The sequence below is a fragment of the Streptomyces sp. NPDC049970 genome (assembly GCF_040660235.1).
Classification (GTDB): domain Bacteria; phylum Actinomycetota; class Actinomycetes; order Streptomycetales; family Streptomycetaceae; genus Streptomyces.
Window position 1 is genome coordinate 15643 of sequence record NZ_JBFALP010000024.1, and the last position, 21005, is coordinate 36647.

Annotated in this window: 16 protein-coding genes; 13 read left to right on the forward strand and 3 right to left on the reverse strand. The window is 70.9% G+C overall.

What is annotated here, in order from left to right:
• The first annotated feature begins 83 nt into the window (after window positions 1-83).
• From AB0I83_RS28770 to AB0I83_RS28795, 6 genes are all read left to right on the forward strand, one after another.
• Window positions 84-689, forward strand: coding sequence for a YdbC family protein (locus AB0I83_RS28770; RefSeq protein ID WP_363306720.1), 606 nt, complete (start codon window positions 84-86; stop codon window positions 687-689).
• Between the two features lie 98 nt (window positions 690-787).
• Window positions 788-1447, forward strand: a complete 660-nt coding sequence (locus AB0I83_RS28775) for a histidine phosphatase family protein (RefSeq protein ID WP_363306721.1) — start codon at window positions 788-790, stop codon at window positions 1445-1447.
• 12 nt (window positions 1448-1459) lie between these two features.
• Window positions 1460-2374 carry an ADP-ribosylglycohydrolase family protein gene (locus AB0I83_RS28780; protein WP_363306722.1) on the forward strand — a complete coding sequence of 305 codons (915 nt, stop codon included), beginning with the start codon at window positions 1460-1462 and terminating at the stop codon, window positions 2372-2374.
• A 226-nt stretch (window positions 2375-2600) separates the two neighbouring features.
• On the forward strand, window positions 2601-4529 hold the full coding sequence (locus AB0I83_RS28785; protein ID WP_363306724.1) for a DUF4173 domain-containing protein: 1929 nt from the start codon (window positions 2601-2603) through the stop codon (window positions 4527-4529).
• Window positions 4530-5301: 772 nt separating this feature from the next.
• Entirely contained in the window at window positions 5302-6012 is a 711-nt protein-coding gene (locus tag AB0I83_RS28790) for a ribonuclease HII (RefSeq protein ID WP_356535907.1), read from the forward strand.
• Between the two features lie 42 nt (window positions 6013-6054).
• Window positions 6055-6705 (forward strand): hypothetical protein, encoded by a 651-nt coding sequence (locus AB0I83_RS28795; RefSeq protein WP_363306725.1) that lies wholly within the window; start codon window positions 6055-6057, stop codon window positions 6703-6705.
• 57 nt (window positions 6706-6762) lie between these two features.
• Here the strand turns inward: AB0I83_RS28795 and AB0I83_RS28800 are convergent, their stop codons facing one another.
• Both AB0I83_RS28800 and AB0I83_RS28805 read right to left on the reverse strand, forming a co-directional pair.
• Entirely contained in the window at window positions 6763-7395 is a 633-nt protein-coding gene (locus AB0I83_RS28800; protein ID WP_356535909.1) for a hypothetical protein, read from the reverse strand.
• Window positions 7396-7611: 216 nt separating this feature from the next.
• Window positions 7612-9783, reverse strand: a complete 2172-nt coding sequence (locus AB0I83_RS28805) for a RecQ family ATP-dependent DNA helicase (RefSeq protein ID WP_363306726.1) — start codon at window positions 9781-9783, stop codon at window positions 7612-7614.
• 111 nt (window positions 9784-9894) lie between these two features.
• On the opposite strand from AB0I83_RS28805, the gene AB0I83_RS28810 reads away from it, so the two are divergent.
• The 6 genes from AB0I83_RS28810 to AB0I83_RS28835 all read left to right on the forward strand — a co-directional run bounded on the left by AB0I83_RS28810 (window position 9895) and on the right by AB0I83_RS28835 (window position 18046).
• Window positions 9895-11262: a DUF4192 domain-containing protein gene (locus AB0I83_RS28810; RefSeq protein ID WP_363306727.1), complete on the forward strand. Its 1368-nt coding sequence runs from the start codon at window positions 9895-9897 to the stop codon at window positions 11260-11262.
• Between the two features lie 219 nt (window positions 11263-11481).
• A complete protein-coding gene (locus AB0I83_RS28815; protein WP_356535912.1) occupies window positions 11482-12240 on the forward strand; it encodes an NUDIX domain-containing protein in 759 nt (252 codons plus the stop codon).
• 179 nt (window positions 12241-12419) lie between these two features.
• Complete coding sequence (locus tag AB0I83_RS28820) at window positions 12420-14180, forward strand: ATP-binding cassette domain-containing protein (RefSeq protein WP_363306728.1); 1761 nt, start codon at window positions 12420-12422, stop codon at window positions 14178-14180.
• A 180-nt stretch (window positions 14181-14360) separates the two neighbouring features.
• On the forward strand, window positions 14361-15209 hold the full coding sequence (locus tag AB0I83_RS28825) for a FadR/GntR family transcriptional regulator (RefSeq protein WP_356535944.1): 849 nt from the start codon (window positions 14361-14363) through the stop codon (window positions 15207-15209).
• A gap of 323 nt (window positions 15210-15532) precedes the next feature.
• Window positions 15533-17080, forward strand: coding sequence for an RNA polymerase sigma factor (locus AB0I83_RS28830; protein ID WP_363306729.1), 1548 nt, complete (start codon window positions 15533-15535; stop codon window positions 17078-17080).
• A gap of 135 nt (window positions 17081-17215) precedes the next feature.
• On the forward strand, window positions 17216-18046 hold the full coding sequence (locus AB0I83_RS28835) for a serine protease (protein WP_363306730.1): 831 nt from the start codon (window positions 17216-17218) through the stop codon (window positions 18044-18046).
• Window positions 18047-18150: 104 nt separating this feature from the next.
• Here AB0I83_RS28835 and AB0I83_RS28840 read toward each other — a convergent pair whose 3' ends face one another.
• On the reverse strand, window positions 18151-18381 hold the full coding sequence (locus tag AB0I83_RS28840) for a hypothetical protein (protein WP_014048767.1): 231 nt from the start codon (window positions 18379-18381) through the stop codon (window positions 18151-18153).
• Window positions 18382-18815: 434 nt separating this feature from the next.
• Between AB0I83_RS28840 and AB0I83_RS28845 the strand changes: the two genes are divergently transcribed.
• Window positions 18816-20942: a DNA topoisomerase IV subunit B gene (locus tag AB0I83_RS28845; protein ID WP_363306731.1), complete on the forward strand. Its 2127-nt coding sequence runs from the start codon at window positions 18816-18818 to the stop codon at window positions 20940-20942.
• Window positions 20943-21005: the final 63 nt, after the last annotated feature.

A 21005-nucleotide genomic window follows, 5' to 3' on the forward strand; every position in this document is an offset into this window, starting at 1 on the left:
GAGGGCGCGCGCCGCAGGGACGGTCCGGCCCCGGTCCTCCTGGAGCGTGACTCGCGCCACGCCCGGCGCCGTAGGATGGCGCGGTGCTGGTCAAGTGGATTCGCTGCACCGTGGTCGATCGCCACGGTTTCGAGCGGGAGCAGCGGAAGTGGGCGGGGCTGCTCGGCGAGCCCGGATTCCAGTGTCAGGGCGGCGGGTGGAGCCGAGGGCGGCCGGATGTCGCCCATGTGTTCGCCTTCTGGGACAACCGCGCCTTCTACGACTCGTTCATGGCCCGCCGGCACGACAGGCCGGCCGCCGCGCAGGCCGGGACGTACAAGGACATGCAGGTCAAGCTCTTCGAGTACCGCTTCGACGTCAAGACCGGTTTCGAGCCCGACTTCACCGACGCGGACGTGGTCAGGGTGGCCCACAGCCGGGTGTACGAGGATCGGGTCGAGCACTTCGCACTGATGCAGCAGAAGGTGTGGAACCCGGCGATCGCCGGCTCCCCCGGGATACTGCGCGGTGTCTTCGGAGAAGCGCCGGGGAACGAGTTCCTGGTGTTGTCCATGTGGCAGTCGAGCGCCGAACGCGGCAAGTACCGGCCCGAGGGCGCCGCCCGGCTCTCGGCGCGCGCGGACATCGAGCGGGACGTCGCAGCGCTCACCGGGGACGTGGTCCAGCTCGAGCCTTCCTGGACGGTCTGACCCCGCCGCCGTCCCGTCCTGGCGTCTTCTTGGTCACACACACCCGGCGCAGGCCGCTCGATCACTCGAACGCGTCCGCGGCCGTCTAGGGTCGGTGCATGGCACGACCGCAACGCATCGTTCTCGTCCGGCACGGCGAGTCGGAGGGCAACGCCGACGACACGGTCTACGAACGCGAGCCCGACCACGCGCTGAAACTCACGGCGAAGGGGCTGGGGCAGGCGCGTGAGACCGGTGTGCGGCTGCGCGAGATGTTCGGCGACGAGCGTGTGAGCGTCTACGTCTCCCCCTATCGGCGTACCCACGAGACGTTCAGGTCGTTCGGCCTCGACCTGGATCGCGTGCGCGTGCGGGAGGAGCCCCGGCTGCGGGAGCAGGACTGGGGCAACTGGCAGGACCGGGACGATGTCAGGCTGCAGAAGGCATACCGCGACGCTTACGGACACTTCTTCTACCGCTTCGCGCAGGGCGAGTCCGGAGCCGACGTGTACGACAGGGTCGACGCGTTCCTGGAGAGCCTCCACCGGAGCTTCGAGGCCGCCGACCACCCCCCGAACGTCCTGCTCGTCACCCACGGGCTCACCATGCGGCTCTTCTGCATGCGCTGGTTCCACTGGTCGGTGGCCGAGTTCGAGGCCCTGTCCAACCCCGGGAACGGCGAGTCCAGAACACTGCTGCTCGGTGAGGACGGCCGTTACACGCTCGACCGTCCCTTCGAGCAGTGGCGTACCCCCGAGCCGTACGGCATCACCGGATAGAGTGGCGGTGCGATGAACGCTGACTCCGCTTCCGACCGGCGCCTCGGCCGCGCCCTGGCCAGCCTGCGTGGACTGTCCGTGGGAGATGCCCTCGGCTCCCAGTTCTTCGTCCCGGCCAACTACCCCCTCCTCAAGAACCGGACCCTGCCGCCCGACGCCTGGCAGTGGACCGACGACACCGAGATGGCCTGCTCCGTGCTCGCGGTCCTGGCCGACCACGGGCGTATCGACCAGGACGCGCTCGCGCTGTCCTTCGCCCGGCACCACGACTTCGACCGGGGGTACGGGCCCGCGGTGAACCGGCTGCTCAGGCTGGTGCGGGAGGGCGGTGACTGGCGTGAGCTGGCGTCCGCGCTCTTCCAGGGCCAGGGCTCCTGGGGGAACGGCTCGGCGATGCGCATCGCGCCACTGGGCGCCTGGTACGCGGACGACCCGGAACAGGCCACGCATCAGGCCGAGATCTCGTCGTACACCACCCACCAGCACCGCGAGGCCGTCGTGGGCGCCATGGCCGTCGCCGCCGCGTCCGCCCTCGCCGCCGCGCCGGGAGGCCCCCCGACCCCTGAAGGGCTGCTCGACGGAGTCGTCGCGCTCGTACCGCGCAGCGCGGTCGGCGCCGGGCTGCGCCGGGCACGCGACATGCTCGACTACCGGGACGCCGGGACGGTCGCCGCGGTGCTGGGGAACGGCCGCCGCACCAGCGCACACGACACCGTGCCGTTCGCCCTCTGGTCGGCGGCGCGCAGCCTCGGCGACTTCGAGGAGGCGTTCTGGGTCACGGCGCAGGCGGGCGGTGACGTGGACACCACCTGCGCGATCGTCGGCGGGATCGTCGCCGCCGGTGCGGCCGGCGCTCCACCGGCCGACTGGCTGGACCGGACCGAGGAGCTCCCCGGCTGGGTACCCGCGGCGCCGGTGCTCGGCTGACCCGACCGTCGCCCCCTCGGGGGCCCGGCGGGCACCGGTTCACGCCGCCCGCACTGTCACGGTCCTGCCACAGCGGCGGCCCGGCCCGGCCGAAGGGCCAGGGCGGGACCTAATCTTTCCGCCACGCCGTCCTCATTGATCTTGGGGGACGTGCGCCTGGAGACGCCGGGGCCGTCGCGCCGCAGACGTGGCCGTGCGAGCGGATCCCGGTGAGGGGAGGGGTCCCATGTCAGACCAGCCGTCCGAGGCGTCCAGCCGGCCCGGTGCGTCGCCCGAGTCCGCCGCGCGTGCTTCCACGACCGGCCCGGGGGCGGAGCCAGCGAGCGAAGAGGCTTCCAGCGGTTCCGGAAGTCCGGGTGCTCCCGAAAGGTCGGAAGGTCCCGGAAGCCCGGGTGCTTCCGAGAGTCCAGGTGGTCCCGGAAAGCCGGATGGTCCTGGCCGTCCGGGTGGTTTCGACGGCCCGGACGGTTTCGACGGTCCGGGTGGCTCCGGTACGACGAAGCCGACCGCGGCGGAGCGGGCTCGCGCCTCGGCTCCGCGGGTGCCGTCGCAGAGCACCGGTCCGGTCATACCGAAAGTGCCCGCCTACCTCCATGCGAAGCCTGGCCCGGACGTCTGGAAGCGCACGGGGCAGCAGGCGCCGCCCGGTGCGCTGTCCCGCCTCAGGCCCGCGCCGCCGCACGCGATCAGCCCGGCCGCCCTCTGGTCCGCCCTGGCCACCGCTCTGCTCAGCGCCTTGCTGCTCGGCGAAGGTCCGGGGCTGAATCTGCTGCTGGTGGCGCTGCCCGCCGCCCTGGCCGCGTTCTTCGCCGCGCGGGCGGCAGGGCGGAAGCTGCGGCCCTGGACTGCGGTCTGGGCGGTGGGCGCGGTCGCGCTCCTTGCGATTCCGGCGCTCCGGGACGCGGGATGGCCGGTCTTCCTCGCCGTCGTGTCGGCCCTCGCCCTCGGCTCACTCGCCCTGCACGGCAGCCGCAGCTGGCCGGGCGTGCTACTCGGATCGCTGGGCCTGTTCCCCACTGTCGCGGCGGGTGCGCGCTGGGGGTGGCACGGGGTACGCGACCGCGCGGACGACTCCCGCGGCCGGGTGCGCACCGTGGTACGCAGCGCCGCTGTGGCAGTCGTGCTGCTCATCGTGTTCGGCGCACTCTTCGCCTCCGCAGACGCGGCCTTCGCCGACCTGCTGGGTGCGCTAGCCCCCGACATATCCATCGGCGACAGCCCGTGGCGCGTCTTCCTCTTCGCCCTCGGACTCGTCGGAGCGCTCGCCGCCGCGCACAGCGCCGCCGCACCGGTGCGCTGGGACGGCATCTCCGTCCGGCCGGGCAAGGCCAGGAACCGGGCGGAGTGGGCACTTCCGCTGATTCTCCTCAACCTGCTCTTCGCCGCCTTCATCACCCTCCAGCTCGTCGTCCTTCTGGGCGGGTACGACAAGGTCATGGAAGAGACGGGCCTGTTGCCCGCCGAATACGCGCGCCAGGGGTTCTGGCAGCTCCTCTGGGCCACCGTGCTGACGCTGATCGTCATCGCCCTCGCCCTGCGCTGGGCCCCACGCGGCGGCCCCCGCGACCGCACGCTGGTCCGGAGCGTCCTGGGCGTCCTGTGCGTACTCACGCTGGTCGTCGTGGCCTCCGCACTGCGCCGCATGGACCTCTACGTGGACGCGTTCGGGCTGACCCGGCTCCGTATCTCCGTAGCCGCCATGGAGCTCTGGCTCGGAGTGGTACTGCTCCTCATCATCGCGGCCGGAGTGGTCGGTGCCCGCCTGCTGCCGCGCGCCGTCGCCGTGAGCGCAGCCGCGGGTGTGCTCGTCTTCGGCCTGATCTCGCCGGACGGGCTGATCGCCGAGCAGAACGTTCAGCGGTACGGGAACGAGAAGTCGATCGACATCCAGTACCTCAAGGGTCTCTCGGCCGATGCCGTTCCGGCGCTGAACACCCTGCCGGAGCCGTTGCGTTCCTGTGCGCTCGAATCCTTCCGGCGCGACTTCGCCACGTCCGACGCCTCGTGGTACGCATCCAGTTGGGGCGAGGCCAGGGCCCGGGACATCCTGGAGAACCATCCGGTGGGGGACCCCGGAGTCCGGTGCTACGAGGTCGGCAGGGAGGCCGACGAGCGTGACGGCTACGAGGAGGAGGACTCCTACGACCCGTACTGAGCGGGTCCGGTACGACCCGTACTGAGCGGGTCCGGTACGACCCGTACTGAGCGGGTCCGGTACGACCCGTACTGAGCGGGTCCTGCGAGTGCTGGGGCGGTCCGCTCCACTGAGCCGGTTCGCCCACCCGGTTCGCCCGCTCGGTCCGCCCTTCTGTGCGGACTGAGCGGTACTGACCTGTACCGGCCGCGTGAGCCGGACCGAGCTCTGCTGAGCCTGACCGGAGGCCCATTGACCGATCCGGGCGCCGTGCACGGGTCGGTCCCGCTCCCCGGGCGGGCCGCGGCGCGGCGGGACCGTCCGCACAGGGCGCGGCGGCTCGGGAGGCCTCGGTCCGGGGCCCGGCTGCCGGCCGTTCCCGTCGCCCGGCCGTTACGAACGCCTGGCTGCGGTAGCCCGCCCCAGCAAGTGCGGGAGCGCGTGTCCGCACAGTGCGATCGGTGTGAACGCCTGGGTGCCCGGCCGGGTCAGGATGCTATGCCGCCGCCACCCGGCTGCCGTCGCCGCGAGCCCGTGGTCACCACTTGACCGCTGTCGCCCCGGCCCGCTGTCACCACCAGCCGGCCGTCTGCTCGTCGCTCCTGCACCGCGGCGGTCCGGGGCTCCGGCTGCGTGCCCGCTTACCCCGCTACGCCGCTCTCGCGCCGGGGCCGTCGGGTCCGCCCCGTCGACCGGTCCACAGCATTCCGGACGTGGCCGTCCGGCGGCCCGGCCGCTGGACGGGGACCCGGGGTGTCCTTGCCGCGCCCATCGGCGTAACCTGGCAGGCGCCATGCCGTACGAACCACCCACGCACACCGTCGAGCGCTCGCTGCGCGCTACCTCCGGTGCCAGGACAGTCGCCGGTGTCGACGAGGTCGGACGCGGAGCGTGGGCCGGCCCCGTCACCGTGTGCGCGGCCGTCACCGGCCTCCGCAGAGCCCCCGAGGGCCTCACCGACTCCAAGCTGCTCAGCCCCAGGCGACGGGCGGAACTCGCCCCGCTGCTCGAAAGCTGGGTCACGGCCTACGGGCTGGGGCACTCCTCACCCCTGGAGATCGATGAGCTCGGCATGACCGCGGCGCTCCGCCTGGCGGCCGTCAGGGCACTGGACGCGCTGCCTGTGCGGCCGGACGCCGTGATCCTCGACGGCAAGCACGACTATCTCGGGCCGCCCTGGAAAGTCCGTACCGTGATCAAGGGCGACCAGTCCTGCATCGCCGTCGCCGCCGCCTCGGTCATCGCCAAGGTCAGCCGGGACACGATGATGGCCCAACTGGGCGCGGACACAGGGCAGTACACAGACTTCGCCTTCGGCGCGAACGCGGGCTATCCGTCACCGGTGCACCGGGCCGCGCTGGAGGAGTTGGGGCCCACGCCCCACCACCGCCTCAGCTGGTCCTACCTCGACGCGCTGCCCAGGTGGCAGCACCTGAAGAAGGTCCGGCTCTCCGCCGAGGCGGCTGCACTGGAAAGCGGGGGCCAGCTCGGCTTCGACTTCTGACCGCACAGGCGTACTTACCCGCCGACGCGTGCCGCGTCGGCTGTGACAGACAACCATTCATTCCCCGAGGAGCCTCAGATTCCCGAGAGCGCCCAGGGTCCCCGCGTCACTCCGGCCACCGGCCGCACCGCGTCGACCCCCCGTCCCGTACCCGGCCCGCGTTCAGCGGCCACGCCTCGTCCCGGAAGCCCGGGGCGCGGCCCCGCGCGGCCCGCGCCCCCGGCGCAGCGCGCGCATCCCGCACCCGCAACGCCTGCCGCACCCACCGCTCCTGCCGCACGGAAGCAGCCGCAGGAGCCTTCGACGGCAGAACTCCAGCTGATTCCCGCTTCCGTGGGTGATGCCGTCGAAGCCGCTGACGATGCCGTCGACCTGCTGCTCGACTCCGGACGGCTCCCGGGCGACATCCTGGTGCTCACCACCGGCGAGCAGCACCCCTGGGCCGCGCACGAACTCTCCTTCGGGGAGGCGTCGTACTGGGCCCAGCACGACGCCGGAGACGATGTCTTCTTCGCCCGCACCGCGAACGCGGACCGATACGCGTCCCGTGCGGTGATCATCGTCGCGGTCAACGGTGACCTCGACGACACGGCGGCCCGTTCGGTGTCCGAGGCACGGGAGCGCGCCGGCGCGCTGCTGATCGTCTGCGGCGACCCGCGGACCGTCAACTCCGCGCTCGGCGCAGGCGTCTGAGTCGTACGCACGTGGGTCCCGTCCGTCCGTGAGGGCGGCCGGGACCCACGTCCCGTTTCACCGGGCGGCGCTTCGGCGCAGAGCCTCGGCCGCTCCGCCCCCGGTGCGCAGCGGAACGGGGTCGTGGTCGGCCGAGGCGTCCGCCAGCGCCGATGCTCCTGACACCGACGTCGGTCTGCGCCCACCACGGCCCTCGCCGAGCACCTGCCAGCCGCCGCGCGTCAGGGTGATGTAGGCCCCACAGCGAAGGCCGTGCAGGGTGCAGGCGTCCCTCAGCCCCCACATCCACGCCCCGTCCTCCTCCGTCCACCTCTCGTCGCCCTCGCGGCAGTAGAGCAGGACGGCGGTACGCACGGGAGTGCGGCGGCGCAGATCGTGCGGGATCACGCGTCGCAGATGCGACAGCAGTGCGTTGCGGAACTCCCAGCCGTCCGTGGCCGCGGTGGTCCGCCGTGCGAACGAGGCGCTGGCCGTGAGCCGTTCCTCGTGATCGAGGACGGCGACGACCGCGGTGGCCGGTGTCGGCCGGTGTCGTGCGTGGAGGCCGCTGACGACCTCACGTGGACTGCGCAGGAGAGGTATGCCGGCCGCTGCCCACTCGGCCGGTTCCAGCATCCTGGCGACGTGGTTGACGGAGCCGGCGGATGCCGACAGTGAAGTGGCTGCGGACGGAGCGAATCCGAAGGTCACGGTCCTCCCTTCGCTACGCGCCCACGGTGCGGGCAGGGTCGAGTGGGGGCGCGCCGCGGCACAGCCCTCTCGGGCCCGCGAGAAGACCGTGCGGGGAGCGACTCCAATTCTTGCTGCCGTATCGGCGGGCGGCAACGAGCAATTGGCTCGGCTGACGGGTATCGGCCGTAATGACACAGATATCCTTGCCCGCCCGGCGGCGGATGAAGCCATCCGTCATGCCTGGACGGCGAGGACCAGCGGAAACACCCCCTCGGCTCCCGCGCGGCGGAGCAGGCGTGCGGCCACGGCCAGGGTCCACCCCGTGTCGGACAGGTCGTCCACGAGCAGGACGGGACCTCGCGCGGACGCGAGCGCGTCCGCCAGCCCGGACTCCACCACGAGAGCTTCGTGCAGTGCCTTCACCCGGTGCGCGCTGTTCGTCTGGGAGATCCGCAGGTCCTCGCTCCCCGGTGCGTAGGTGACGGTACCCAGCAGGGGCATCCGGCCGACCTCGGCGATTCGGCCGCCGAGCGATTGGACCAGCTGCGGCCTGCGGCGTGAGGCGACGGTGACGACACCCACCGGTCGTGGTGCGGCGTCCGCCCCACCCGAGGCCCAGCCGCCGGGCCCTTTCGCCCAGTCGGTGATGACCGTGACGACCGCGTTCGACACGTCGTCCGTGACGGGGGCGTCCTGCGCCTGGGCCGCGAGCAGCGGACGGAGCCTGTTGCCCCAACCGATGTCCGAGAGCCGACCGAGCGCCCGCCCTGACATGGCCAGCTCGCCTGCCGGAATGCGTCCCTTGAGGTCGACTCCCACCGCCGCGAGCCCTGTGGGCCACATCTTGCGCGGCTCCACCTCCACTCCGGGCCGCCCGAGCTCGCCACGCGCGCCGTCCAGGGCCGAGGCGGACACCTTGTCGTCGAAGCGTGCTCCCGCGCAGTTGTCGCAGCGTCCGCAGGCCGTGGCCTCCTCGTCGTCGAGCTGACGCCGGAGGAACTCCATGCGGCAGCCGGTCCCCGACGCGTAGTCACGCATGGCCTGCTGCTCGGCGGTCCGCTGCCGCGCCACCCAGGCGTAGCGCTCGGCGTCGTACACCCACGGCTCGCCCGTGGAGATCCAGCCGCCCTTGACCCGCTTCACCGCCCCGTCGACGTCCAGCACCTTGAGCATCGTCTCCAGGCGGGTGCGTCGGAGGTCCACGAGCGGCTCCATCGCGGGCAGCGACAGGGGACGGCCGGCCTGCGCGAGGACGTCGAGTGTTCTGCGGACCTGCTCTTCCGGAGGGAACGCGACGGAGGCGAAGTACTGCCAGATGGCTTCGTCCTCCTTGCCCGGGAGCAGCAGGACCTCCGCGTGCTCCACTCCGCGTCCCGCGCGTCCGACCTGCTGGTAGTAGGCGATGGGCGAGGACGGCGATCCCACGTGGACCACGAAGCCGAGGTCGGGTTTGTCGAACCCCATACCGAGCGCCGAGGTGGCCACCAGGGCCTTGACCCGGTTGGCCAGCAGATCGTCCTCGGCCTGTTGCCGGTCGGCGTTCTCCGTCCTGCCGGTGTACGACGTGACCGGGTGCCCACACTGACGGAGATAGGCGGTGATCTCCTCCGCGGCCGCGACCGTGAGCGTGTAGATGATGCCCGAACCCGGCAGCTCCGTGAGGTGATCCCCCAACCAGGCGAGACGGTGTGCGGCGTTGGGCAGTTCGAGCACACCGAGGCTCAGACTCTCCCTGTCCAGCGGACCGCGCAGCACCAGCGCGTCGGTACCCGCGCCGGTGCCGAGCTGCTCCGCGACATCCGCGGTCACGCGCGCATTGGCGGTGGCCGTCGTGGCGAGCACGGGCACACCCGACGGCAGGTCGGCGAGCATGGTCCGAAGCCTGCGGTAATCCGGCCGGAAGTCATGCCCCCAGTCGGAGATGCAGTGTGCCTCGTCGACGACCAGCAACCCTGTCGCGGCGGCCAGCCGCGGCAGCACCTGGTCCCGGAAGTCCGGGTTGTTGAGCCGCTCGGGGCTGACCAGCAGAACATCCACCTCGCCCGCCGCGACCTCGGCCTGGACCGTGTCCCACTCCTCGGTGTTCGAGGAGTTGATCGTGCGGGCGCTGATCCCGGCCCTGGCAGCCGCCGCCACCTGGTTCCGCATGAGGGCCAGCAGGGGCGAGACGATCACCGTCGGCCCGCTGCCCCGGGCACGCAACAGGGAAGTCGCCACGAAGTAGACCGCGGACTTGCCCCACCCCGTCCGCTGGACGACCAGAGCTCGGCGCTTGTCTGCGACGAGCGCCTCGATGGCCCGCCACTGGTCCTCGCGCAGCCGGGCGGTGCCAGTGGCGTCCCCGACCAGACGGGCTAGTACGGAATCGGCCGAGGCCCTGAGGTCTGAGCGGTCTGCGTTGGTCATGCCCCCATGCAACCCGATGCCTACGACAAACCGCGAACGGTGGCGCGACCCCTGTGGATAAAGTTATCCACAGGGGTCGCGGAAATCGGCGTCCCGCGGGACGGTCTTGCCATGAACAAGAGCCACGGATCCACCGGACCGTCCGACGTGCAGGAGATCACCCTGCGCAGTCCCGCCGAACTCGCAGACGCCCTTCCGTATCTGATGGGGTTCCACCCGAACGACAGCGTGGTCATGGTGGCCCTGCACGGCGGCCGGGGCCGCTTCGGAGGGCGGCTGAGGCTGGGCATCCCGCAGGAACCCGAGGAGTGGGCGCCGGTCGCGGCCCAGCTCGCGCGGAGTCTGGTCACGGGAAGCGAGAAGAGGGACTCCCGCCCGGACGCCATCGTGGTCTTCCTCTGCCAGGACCCGGCCGAGGGCGAGACCGCCCCGCAGGCGGTGGAGCGACTGCGGCCGTTGGCACAGTGTCTGCGTACCGCCTGTGGGGCGCTCGACGTACCCGTGCTCGAGGCGCTCTGCATCTCCGACGGCCGCTACTGGTCCTACTGCTGCCCCGACGGTCGATGCTGTCCGGCCGAGGGCAATCCGCTGGCGCTTCCGGGCACCACGGTCATGGCGGCGGCCGCCGCATACGCCGGGATCCAGGTTCGCGGATCGCTGCGGGAGCTGGAGGCGGGGCTCATGCCGTGGCGGACCGTCGCCGCGGCGGAGCAGGAGCGGGCGCTGGACTCGGCGGGAGCCGACATGGTCTCCCGGATCCTCGACCCGGACGGGCGGGGCGAGGTGGCCGCGGCGGGACCGGCGCTCGCGCGTGAGCTGATGGATCGCCTCGGGAGCACGCCTGCGGCGGGCCCCGGGTCCACTGACGACCGTGATGACGGTCTGCTCGGTCCGGACGAGGCGGCGGCCGTGATCCTCGGCCTCCAGGACCGCGAGACCCGGGACAGGGCCGCCGAGTGGATGGAGGGCGCGGAGGCGGTGAACGCGCTGCGGCTCTGGAGGGCACTCGCCCGCCGGTGTGTCGGCCCGTACGTGGAGCACTCCGCGGCGCCGCTCGCACTGGCCGGCTGGGTCTCGTGGTCCTCGGGCGACGAGGCGGGCGCCAGGGTGGCTCTCGGACTCGCCCTGCGTGCGGACCCCGACTACACCTTCGCTCAGCTTCTGCACCAGGCGTGCAACCAGGGTCTGGACCCGGAGACGTTGCGCCGCTGTCTCCGCGGTGAGCGCCAACTGCGCGACGGCCATGGCGCGGAGGACGTCTCCGGGCGCAGTGGCGAGAGGTGCCCGCCGGTGGCCGGGACCGGGCAGCGGCCGGTGCGCGTCCCCGTCCAGCGGCAGGCGCGGAGGAAGGCCGCCGAGCGGAGGCCGGGCGAGGCCCCGCGCCCGGGTTCGTCTACGGGCCGGCACCGGGCCCGCGACGTCCGGCGGCGTGGGCGGCGGGGCACCGGGAGCACCGGGAGCACCGGGAGTTCCGGGTGAGGGCGGTTGCTGCGCGTGACCCGTGGTTTCCGTGCCGGGTGGCGGTCGCCGGAGCCCGGAGCCCCGGGGATGGCGGTGTCGTGTGGCAGGCAGGGAGCCGGCCCGGCGGTGGTGTCCGTTGGCGGGAGGGAACCGGCATCTCGTCGAGTCCCGGGCCGAGCACGGAACCAACATCGGGAACGGCGTGTTTATCGTCAGGGAGACGACTATGATTTCGGCATGCCGCCCTACGACCCGTCGACCTTCCCGCCCTTCGCTGTCACCGTCGATCTGGTTGTGCTCACGGTGCGCCGACACGCCCTGTGCGCCCTGGTGGTTCGCCGCGGCGAATCGCCCTTCCAGGGCAGGTGGGCACTGCCGGGCGGATTCGTCCGGACGGACGAGGACCTCGGAGCGGCGGCCGCGCGTGAGCTCGTCGAGGAGACCGGGCTCTGTGCCCACGATCCTGCCGCACCCGCCGTCGGGAACGGTGCCCATCTCGAACAGCTGGCGACCTACGGCGACCCTGGCCGCGACCCCCGGATGAGGGTCGTCAGCGTCGCGCATCTCGCGCTCGCGCCCGACCTCCCGGCCCCACGTGCCGGTGGCGACGCGAACAGTGCCCGTTGGGCGCCGGTCGGCGACCTGCTCGTATCCGGGAGCGGTGCCGGCGACGAGCGGTCCGCGCCGTTGGCCTTCGACCACGCGAGGATCCTCGACGACGGTGTGGAGCGAGCCCGCTCCAAGATCGAGTACTCCGCCCTCGCCACGGCCTTCTGCCCCCCCGAGTTCACCGTCGGGGAGCTGCGGAGGGTGTACGAGGCGGTGTGGGGAGTGGTCCTCGACCCCCGTAACTTCCACCGCAAGGTCACCGGCACGCCCGGCTTCCTGGTCCCGTCCGGAGGCACGACCACGCGGCAGGGCGGCCGTCCCGCGCAGCTGTTCCGAGCGGGCGCGGCCACGGTGCTCAACCCGCCGATGCTGAGGCCCGAAGTCTGACGGAAGTGCGGTGTGCCGAGCGGGCCGTGTGAACCGCGGGGAACGCCCACGAGAACCGGGCCGCGTGAACCGCGGAACGCCCACAGGAACCTCGTTACACCAAAAGTCTGAAATGTCGCGTTATCTTTCTGGGGTACCCACCCTGCCGCCGAGCGGTCTCACCCTCAGCGAGAGAAGCGATGCTCCAGGCCATCGGACTCACCAGTGCCCCCCGCCGCGACGGGCCCCCCGTCGTGGACGACCTGACCTTCGAAGCCCCGCCCGGCCGCGTCACCGCGCTGCTCGGTGCCCCGGGGTCCGGCAAGTCCACCGCCCTCCGCCTGATGCTCGAACTCCAGGCGGGGCGGGGGGTCACCTACTTCAGGGGCCGCCCGCTGCATCGCATCGGCCATCCCGCTCGTGAGGTCGGAGTGCTGCTGGGGGACGTGCCGGGCCACCCCGTGCGTACGGCCCGCGGGCAGTTGCGAATGCTCTGTGCCGCAGCCGGGGTTCCCGCGTCGCGTGCCGACGAACTGCTCGAGGTGGTGGGCCTCGCGGGCCTGGGGGACCAGCGCATCGCCAGTCTCTCCGCCGGAATGGACCGACGGCTCGGCCTTGCCTCGGCCATGCTGGGCGACCCCCACACCCTCGTCCTCGACGAGCCGTCCAAGGGGCTGTCACCCAGGGAGAGGAGCTGGCTCCACGGGCTCCTGCGCGCCCACGCGGCCGAGGGCGGGACGGTCCTGCACACGACGAGCGACCCCAAGGAGGCCGCCCGTGCGGCCGACCGCGTGGTCACCATCGACGAGGGCAGACTCGTCGCCGACCAGGACGTCGCCGACTTCTCTCGTACGCGCCTGCGCCCCCGGGTCGCCGTACGGACCCCGCACGCGGCCAGGCTGGCAGCCGCGATGAGCCGGGAGGCGCGTGCTGCCCACCGCTCGGTCGAGGTCGTCGCCGAGGAGGGCAACCGGCTCTCCGTGTACGGCAGCAGCTGCGCGGAGGTCGGGGACGCGGCATACCGCCACGGCGTCCCCGTGCACCAACTCGCCGACGAGACCGGGGACGCCGGCCCTGTCGTCGCCCCGGGGCAGGGCCCTGCCGGCGGTCCCGTGCGCACCGTCCTGCCGGGGCCTGCCTCAGCCGTGGCGATCTCGGAACTGCCGCCTCCGATTCCGGTACGGCCGGCCCGTGGCCCGCTCCGGCCCCTGCGCTACGAACTGCGTCGTCTCTTCGGTGTCAGGACAACCGTCATGATCATGGCTGCCGTTCTGGTGGTCTCGGCGGGCCTCTCCGTACTGCTGGCCAGGTCAGGCAGGACACCGCTGCCCGACCTGTTGGTCGGCTGGCCCCAGCTGCTTCCCCTGCCTCCGGCAGCCTTCGCCGCGGGGCTCCTTGGGGCGCTCTCCTTCGGGGACGAGTTCCGGTATCCGGCGCTCGCCGCAGGGCGGGGGACGGTGCCACGCCGTCTCGGGCTCCTGCTGGCCAAGCTGGTGGTGTCGGCGGCCGTCGCGCTGCTGCTCGCGCTGCTCAGCGTGCTGGCCGACGCCGAAGTCCTGCGCCTCGTGTACGGCGGTGATTTGGTGGCCGTCCCGCCGAACGCCAGCGGCTTGGCAGCCAGTTGGGCCGGACTTTCGGTCGGCTGCGCCTGGGCCGGGTTGTTGGCGGCGGGCGTGTTCAGGCTCACCGGCGCGGGGGTCGCCGCCGTGCTGGCGGTTCCGGTGCTTGTCGTACCGCTGGTGCAGAAGCTCCTCGACGGCCCGAGCGCCCGTTCGATCGCCGGGCTGCCCGGACGGCTGCGTGAACTCGCCTGGCTGCAGTGGCCGTACGAGGCGGACCGGTGGGCCATGGCCGCCGTGCGGGTCGTGGCGCAGCCCGTGGGGCTGGCGCTCTCCCTGTCACTGTCGGCCCTGATCTGCGCATACGTGTTCACCAGCCTTCGGGGGAGGGCCCGTTGGTGATCACTGCGCGATGGCCGAAGACTCCCCGTCCGCAACTCCCCTGAAAATGCTTGATTTCTTCCGATATCGCGTCAATTGCGAGGCGGGTGCCGATCACCCTTTCGTGTGCTTTTCAGCAAAGACCTCAAGGGCTGTGCGAGCCGCGCCGAAACAGGATGCGTGAGTACCCTTGCGCACACCATGATGACCGCCGCCCGCGCCGCCGACTCCGCTCCGGGCGAACTCGACCGCTTCCCCTACACGGAGGCGCCGCCCGGCGAGCGGGCCGCCCTCCGTTCCTGGGGTGGCGCCGACGAGCTGGGGCGGGCGGGCCGGCGAGGTACGGCCAGCCGGGGTCGTGGACTTCACGGCCAACTGGTCCAGCAGCTGGGCCAGATGATTGTTTCGGGTGACCTCGGTGCCGACCGGCCACTCGTTCCGGAGGAGATCGGGCAGCGATTCGAGGTCTCGCGAACCGTCGTCAGGGAGTCCCTGCGCGTTCTCGAGGCCAAGGGCCTTGTCAGTGCCCGGCCCAACGTGGGAACGCGGGTCCGGCCCGTGAGCGACTGGAATCTGCTCGACCAGGACATCATCGAATGGCGCGCTTTCGGCCCGCAGCGTGATGACCAGCGCCGAGAACTGGAAGACCTCCGTTGGACCATCGAGCCGCTGGCCGCCAGGCTTGCCGCCGGCCACGGGCGTGAGGACATCCAACAGCGCCTCGGTGACATGATCGAGATCATGGGGCATGCCATGGGGCAGGGTGACGCGATCACCTTCTCCCGGGCGGACGCCGAGTTCCACGCCCTGTTGATCCAGGCGGCGGGCAATCGCATGCTCGAACACCTTTCCGGCATCGTGTCGGCGGCCCTGCACGTCTCCGGTGGACCCGTCACGGGCTGCGACCGGCCCGCCGAGTCGTCTCTCGGCCACCACGCGCGGATCGCCGAGGCGCTCGCGTCGGGCGACGCCGCCGGTGCCGAGACCGCTATGCGGCAGCTGCTGGTCGGGCACCAGGAGCGCGTGGTCCCCGCGCCCCGCGAGCACTGAACCACCCGGCCGGGGGTATGAGCACCATGTGCCGCCGCGCCGGTGCGGTCCGGCGGCACAGATATACGGAGATGTGACCCCTGGTTCCGTTTGCCGCGAATGGGGTGTGACTGGGGCCACGCGAATTGGGCGTAACACTCCTCGAAGCAGTGCGATGACCTAAGAGGTGACCGCCGCGGAAGGAATACAGCAGCCACAGGGCGCGCTGTGCAGTTCCGAGGCCCAGCCCGCGCCGTCGGCGACATCCCCAGCCGCCGGTCGTCGGTTCCAGCCCTCTCCAGGGCCGGGCCGGAAGCCGTTTCCATCGTTCCGAGAGGTTGTTCGTGTCGGCCAGCACATCCCGTACGCTCCCGCCGGAGATCGCCGAGTCCGAGTCTGTGATGGCGCTCATCGAGCGGGGAAAGGCTGATGGGCAGATCGCCGGCGATGACGTGCGTCGGGCCTTCGAGGCTGACCAGATTCCGCCAACCCAGTGGAAGAACGTTCTGCGCAGCCTCAACCAGATCCTCGAGGAAGAGGGTGTGACGCTGATGGTCAGTGCCGCGGAGTCGCCCAAGCGCGCCCGCAAGAGCGTCGCAGCGAAGAGCCCGGTCAAGCGCACCGCCACCAAGACAGTCGCGGCCAAGACCGCCGTGACACGGACCGTCGCGGCGCCCGCCGCCCCGGCGGCCGAGAGCGCGGAGCCGGCAGCCGACGGGGCTGCCGTCGCCGCTCCCGCCAAGAAGGCGGCAGCCAAGAAGACGGTTGCCAAGAAGACCGCCGCGAAGAAGACCGCGGCCAAGAAGACGGTCGCCAAGAAGTCCGGCAAGCAGGACGACGAACTGCTCGACGGCGACGAGGCGGCCGAGGAAGTAAAGGCCGGCAAGGCGGAGGACGAGGAGGGCGAGGGCGAGAACAAGGGCTTCGTCCTCTCCGACGACGACGAGGACGATGCGCCTGCGCAGCAGGTCGCTGTCGCCGGCGCCACGGCCGACCCGGTCAAGGACTACCTGAAGCAGATCGGCAAGGTCCCCCTCCTCAACGCCGAGCAGGAGGTCGAGCTCGCCAAGCGCATCGAGGCCGGCCTGTTCGCCGAGGACAAGCTCGCCAACTCGGACAAGCTCGCACCGAAGCTCAAGCGCGAGCTGGAGATCATCGCCGAGGACGGCCGCCGGGCCAAGAACCACCTGCTGGAGGCCAACCTCCGTCTCGTGGTCTCGCTGGCCAAGCGCTACACCGGCCGCGGCATGCTCTTCCTGGACCTCATCCAGGAGGGCAACCTCGGTCTGATCCGCGCGGTGGAGAAGTTCGACTACACCAAGGGCTACAAGTTCTCCACGTACGCCACCTGGTGGATCCGTCAGGCGATCACCCGCGCCATGGCCGACCAGGCCCGCACCATCCGTATCCCGGTGCACATGGTCGAGGTCATCAACAAGCTCGCACGGGTGCAGCGCCAGATGCTCCAGGACCTGGGCCGTGAGCCCACCCCGGAGGAGCTCGCCAAGGAGCTCGACATGACCCCTGAGAAGGTCATCGAGGTCCAGAAGTACGGTCGCGAGCCGATCTCCCTCCACACTCCGCTGGGTGAGGACGGTGACAGTGAGTTCGGAGACCTGATCGAGGACTCCGAGGCCGTCGTGCCGGCCGACGCGGTGAGCTTCACGCTGCTCCAGGAGCAGCTGCACTCCGTGCTCGACACACTCTCCGAGCGGGAGGCCGGCGTCGTCTCGATGCGCTTCGGTCTCACGGACGGTCAGCCGAAGACGCTCGACGAGATCGGCAAGGTCTACGGGGTGACGCGTGAGCGCATCCGCCAGATCGAGTCCAAGACGATGTCGAAGCTGCGCCACCCGTCGCGTTCGCAGGTGCTGCGCGACTACCTCGACTAGGCCGAGGCGGATACGGACGAGGGTCGGTGCCCGGAACCCGAAGTGGTTCCCGGAACCGACCCTCGTCCGCGTGCGGCCCGCACCGGGGCGGATGACGCTGAGTGGGCACTGTTCACCTCGGCGTCAGGAGTCTCCATGCCCCGCGTCCTCGTCCGTGCCCTTCCCGCGGCCTGCACCCTGGCGATAGCCGCCGCCGTGACACCGCTCGGCCCGCCGCCCGCCGCGGCCGCGGACAGCATCATCGTCGGCGGTAGCCCGGCGGCCGTCGCGGACAGTCCGTGGGTCGTGGCCCTGTCGAGCCGTGACCGGTTCGGAGGAACACGCGCGGGTCAGTTCTGCGGGGGAGTGGCTGTCGCCCCCACCAGGGTGCTGACGGCGGCCCACTGCCTGAGGGCGGACGTCCTGGGGTCGGGTGTCTCGGCGGTCCGTGATCTACGGGTCATCGCCGGTCGGGACGAACTGGGCGATACGGGTGGTCAGGAGATTCCCGTGAGCTCGACCTGGGTCAATCCGGACTACGACCCGCGTACGAACGCCGGCGACCTGGCGGTGGTCACCCTGGCCCGGGAGCTGCCGAAGGGCAGCACCGTCCCGATGGCCGGGACGGGGAACGCGGCCTACGCGCCGGGCACCGCGGCCAGGGTGTACGGCTGGGGGGACACGACGGGATACGGCGCCTACGCGTCCGGGCTGCGCGCCGCCACGGTGCGCGTACTGGCCGACGGCGACTGCGCCCGCGCCTACCCCGGCGGCACAAGGGGTGCGTACGACGCCTCATCCATGCTCTGCGCCGGTGACACGGCCGGTGGGCGGGATGCGTGCCAGGGCGACAGCGGAGGCCCGCTGGTGGCCCGTGGGCGCCTCATCGGGCTCGTCTCGTGGGGCAGCGGCTGCGGGAGCCCGGGCAGCCCGGGGGTGTACACACGCGTCTCCGCGGCGATCCGGTGGATGGCCGCGGACAGCTGACCGCGCGCGTCCGCGCGCATGAGAACGGGCGGCTTCCCCGGTGGGGGAGGCCGCCCGTCGGCCGGTACGGGACCGGACCCTTGGCTCGTCGTGGATGCGAGGTGTCAGTGCTCCTCGTCGGCGGCACTGGCCTGCGCGGCAGTGAGCCGATCCGTCTCATCCTGTATTTCCGCGGCGATCTTCTTGAGTTCCGGCTCGAACTTGCGACCGTGGTGGGCGCAGAAGAGCAGTTCACCACCGCTGATGAGGACGACGCGCAGATAGGCCTGGGCGCCGCAACGGTCACAGCGGTCTGCTGCGGTCAGCGGGCTCGCGGGGGTCAGAACAGTAGTCACGTCGCCTCTTCTCTAGCTCGACGAGCTGTCGTACCAGGGTCAACATCCAACCAGGCCGAAAACGTTCCCGCTCGTGGCATTTCTTCGAAACTTCTTCTCAGGATGGCTGTCTGTCGCCGGTTGGCGGCGAATGTGCCGTATTGCGTAGCGCTACGGTTTCGCGTTGCTTGTGTGGGCCGGTCCCGCCGGCTGGCTTGCCGGTCTGTTCAAGAGGACGTGCCCGGAGCCTAAATGGTTCATGCCTCGAAGGGAACGTGATGTGTGTGGCACTCCAACGAATGATCGAACGTGCATACGAGGCTGGACTAGCATAATGATTCCCCGTGGGTGGCGTTACAACCGCTCTACCAGGCCTCGGTAGGCTCTCAGCGGCTACCTTGGCCGAACCCGTCACCACCGGGACCCAGATTGAAATTCAGCGAGGAGCGAACCGCGTGACCGCCGATTCCGTGCCGTCCACTGCGCTGCTGACCGGAGCAGGCGGCGCAGACAGGGACAGTTCCAACTACACCGCACGGCACCTTCTCGTCCTCGAAGGGCTCGAAGCGGTCCGTAAACGGCCCGGAATGTACATCGGGTCCACGGACAGTCGCGGACTCATGCACTGCCTCTGGGAGATCATCGACAACTCGGTGGACGAGGCACTCGGCGGCTACTGCGACGCCATCGAGGTCATCCTCCACGACGACTCCTCCGTGGAGGTCCGTGACAACGGCCGGGGCATCCCGGTCGACGTCGAGCCCAAGACGGGGCTCTCCGGCATCGAGGTCGTCATGACCAAGCTGCACGCCGGCGGAAAGTTCGGCGGCGGCTCCTACGCGGCCTCCGGCGGCCTGCACGGCGTGGGCGCCTCCGTGGTGAACGCCCTCTCCGCCCGGCTGGACGTCGAGGTCGACCGGGGCAGCGCGACCCACTCCATCAGTTTCCGGCGCGGTGTGCCGGGCATGTTCACGGAGAGGGGCCCGGACAGCCCCTTCGACCCTGCCAACGGCCTCCGGAAGGGCAAGCGGGTCCCGAAGACGCGTACGGGTACCCGGGTGAGGTACTGGGCGGACCGGCAGATCTTCCTCAAGGACGCGAAGCTCAACCTGGACACGCTGTACCAGCGGGCGCGCCAGACGGCGTTCCTCGTGCCGGGCCTCACCATCGTCGTACGCGACGAGCGGGGCATCGACGGCGAGGGCAAGACGGAGGAGACGTTCCGCTTCGACGGCGGGATCAGTGAGTTCTGCGACTACCTCGCCCAGGACAAGGCCGTCTGCGACGTGCAGCGCCTGATGGGTACGGGTACGTTCAAGGAGACCGTGCCGGTCCTGGACGACCGCGGTCACATGACGCCGACCGAGGTCACCCGGGAACTGGCCGTCGACATCGCCCTGCGCTGGGGCACCGGCTACGACACCGACGTCAAGTCCTTCGTCAACATCATCGCCACCCCCAAGGGCGGCACCCACGTGACCGGATTCGAGCGCTCCCTCACCAGGACGGTCAACGAGGTCCTGCGCTCCGCCAAGCTGCTCCGAGTCGCCGAGGACGACGTCGTCAAGGACGACGCCCTGGAAGGCCTGACAGCGGTCGTCACCGTGCGGCTCGCCGAGCCGCAGTTCGAGGGGCAGACCAAGGAGGTACTGGGCACCTCGGCGGCCAACCGCATCGTGGCCAACGTGGTCGCCAAGGAGCTCAAGGCGTTCCTGACGTCCACGAAGCGCGACGCCAAGGCTCAGGCCAGGGCGGTCCTGGACAAGGCCGTGGCCGCGGCCCGCACCCGGATCGCCGCGCGTCAGCACAAGGACGCGCAGCGCCGCAAGACCGCGCTCGAATCGTCCTCGCTGCCGGCGAAGCTCGCCGACTGCCGCAGCGACGACGTGGAGCGCAGCGAGCTCTTCATCGTGGAGGGTGACTCCGCGCTCGGTACCGCGAAGCTGGCCCGCAACAGTGAGTTCCAGGCCCTGCTGCCCATCCGGGGCAAGATCCTCAACGTCCAGAAGTCGTCCGTCTCGGACATGCTGAAGAACGCCGAGTGCGGCGCCATCATCCAGGTGATAGGGGCGGGCTCCGGTCGCACCTTCGACATCGACGCTGCGCGCTACGGCAAGGTCATCATGATGACGGACGCCGACGTCGACGGTTCGCACATCCGTACGCTGCTGCTCACGCTCTTCCAGCGCTACATGCGGCCGATGGTCGAGGCGGGAAGGGTCTTCGCGGCCGTGCCGCCGCTGCACCGGATCGAGCTTGTCCAGCCCAGGAAGGGCCAGGACAAGTACGTCTACACGTACTCCGACAACGAGCTCCGGCAGACCCTCCTGGAGCTGCAGCGGAAGAACGTCCGGATCAAGGACTCGATCCAGCGCTACAAGGGCCTCGGTGAGATGGACGCCGACCAGCTGGCGGAGACCACGATGGACCCGCGCCACCGCACCCTGCGGCGCATCAACATCGGGGACCTGGAATCCTCCGAGCGGATCTTCGACCTCCTGATGGGCAACGAGGTCGCGCCCCGCAAGGAGTTCATCACCAGCTCGGCGGCGACACTGGACCGCTCGCGCATCGACGTCTGACCGTCTTCCAGCCGTGGGTGGAGACGCGGTCCCCACCCACGGTCGACGGCCACGACCGCCCTG

What these genes read in the sequence shown, in the direction of transcription:
- AB0I83_RS28775 (WP_363306721.1), top strand. Translation starts at nt 788, where the DNA reads ATGGCACGACCGCAACGCATCGTTCTCGTCCGGCACGGCGAGTCGGAG.
- AB0I83_RS28780 (WP_363306722.1), top strand. Translation starts at nt 1,460, where the DNA reads ATGAACGCTGACTCCGCTTCCGACCGGCGCCTCGGCCGCGCCCTGGCC.
- AB0I83_RS28785 (WP_363306724.1), top strand. Translation starts at nt 2,601, where the DNA reads ATGTCAGACCAGCCGTCCGAGGCGTCCAGCCGGCCCGGTGCGTCGCCC.
- AB0I83_RS28790 (WP_356535907.1), top strand. Translation starts at nt 5,302, where the DNA reads ATGCCGTACGAACCACCCACGCACACCGTCGAGCGCTCGCTGCGCGCT.
- AB0I83_RS28805 (WP_363306726.1), bottom strand. Translation starts at nt 9,783, where the DNA reads ATGACCAACGCAGACCGCTCAGACCTCAGGGCCTCGGCCGATTCCGTA.
- AB0I83_RS28810 (WP_363306727.1), top strand. Translation starts at nt 9,895, where the DNA reads ATGAACAAGAGCCACGGATCCACCGGACCGTCCGACGTGCAGGAGATC.
- AB0I83_RS28815 (WP_356535912.1), top strand. Translation starts at nt 11,482, where the DNA reads ATGCCGCCCTACGACCCGTCGACCTTCCCGCCCTTCGCTGTCACCGTC.
- AB0I83_RS28820 (WP_363306728.1), top strand. Translation starts at nt 12,420, where the DNA reads ATGCTCCAGGCCATCGGACTCACCAGTGCCCCCCGCCGCGACGGGCCC.
- AB0I83_RS28825 (WP_356535944.1), top strand. Translation starts at nt 14,361, where the DNA reads ATGATGACCGCCGCCCGCGCCGCCGACTCCGCTCCGGGCGAACTCGAC.
- AB0I83_RS28835 (WP_363306730.1), top strand. Translation starts at nt 17,216, where the DNA reads ATGCCCCGCGTCCTCGTCCGTGCCCTTCCCGCGGCCTGCACCCTGGCG.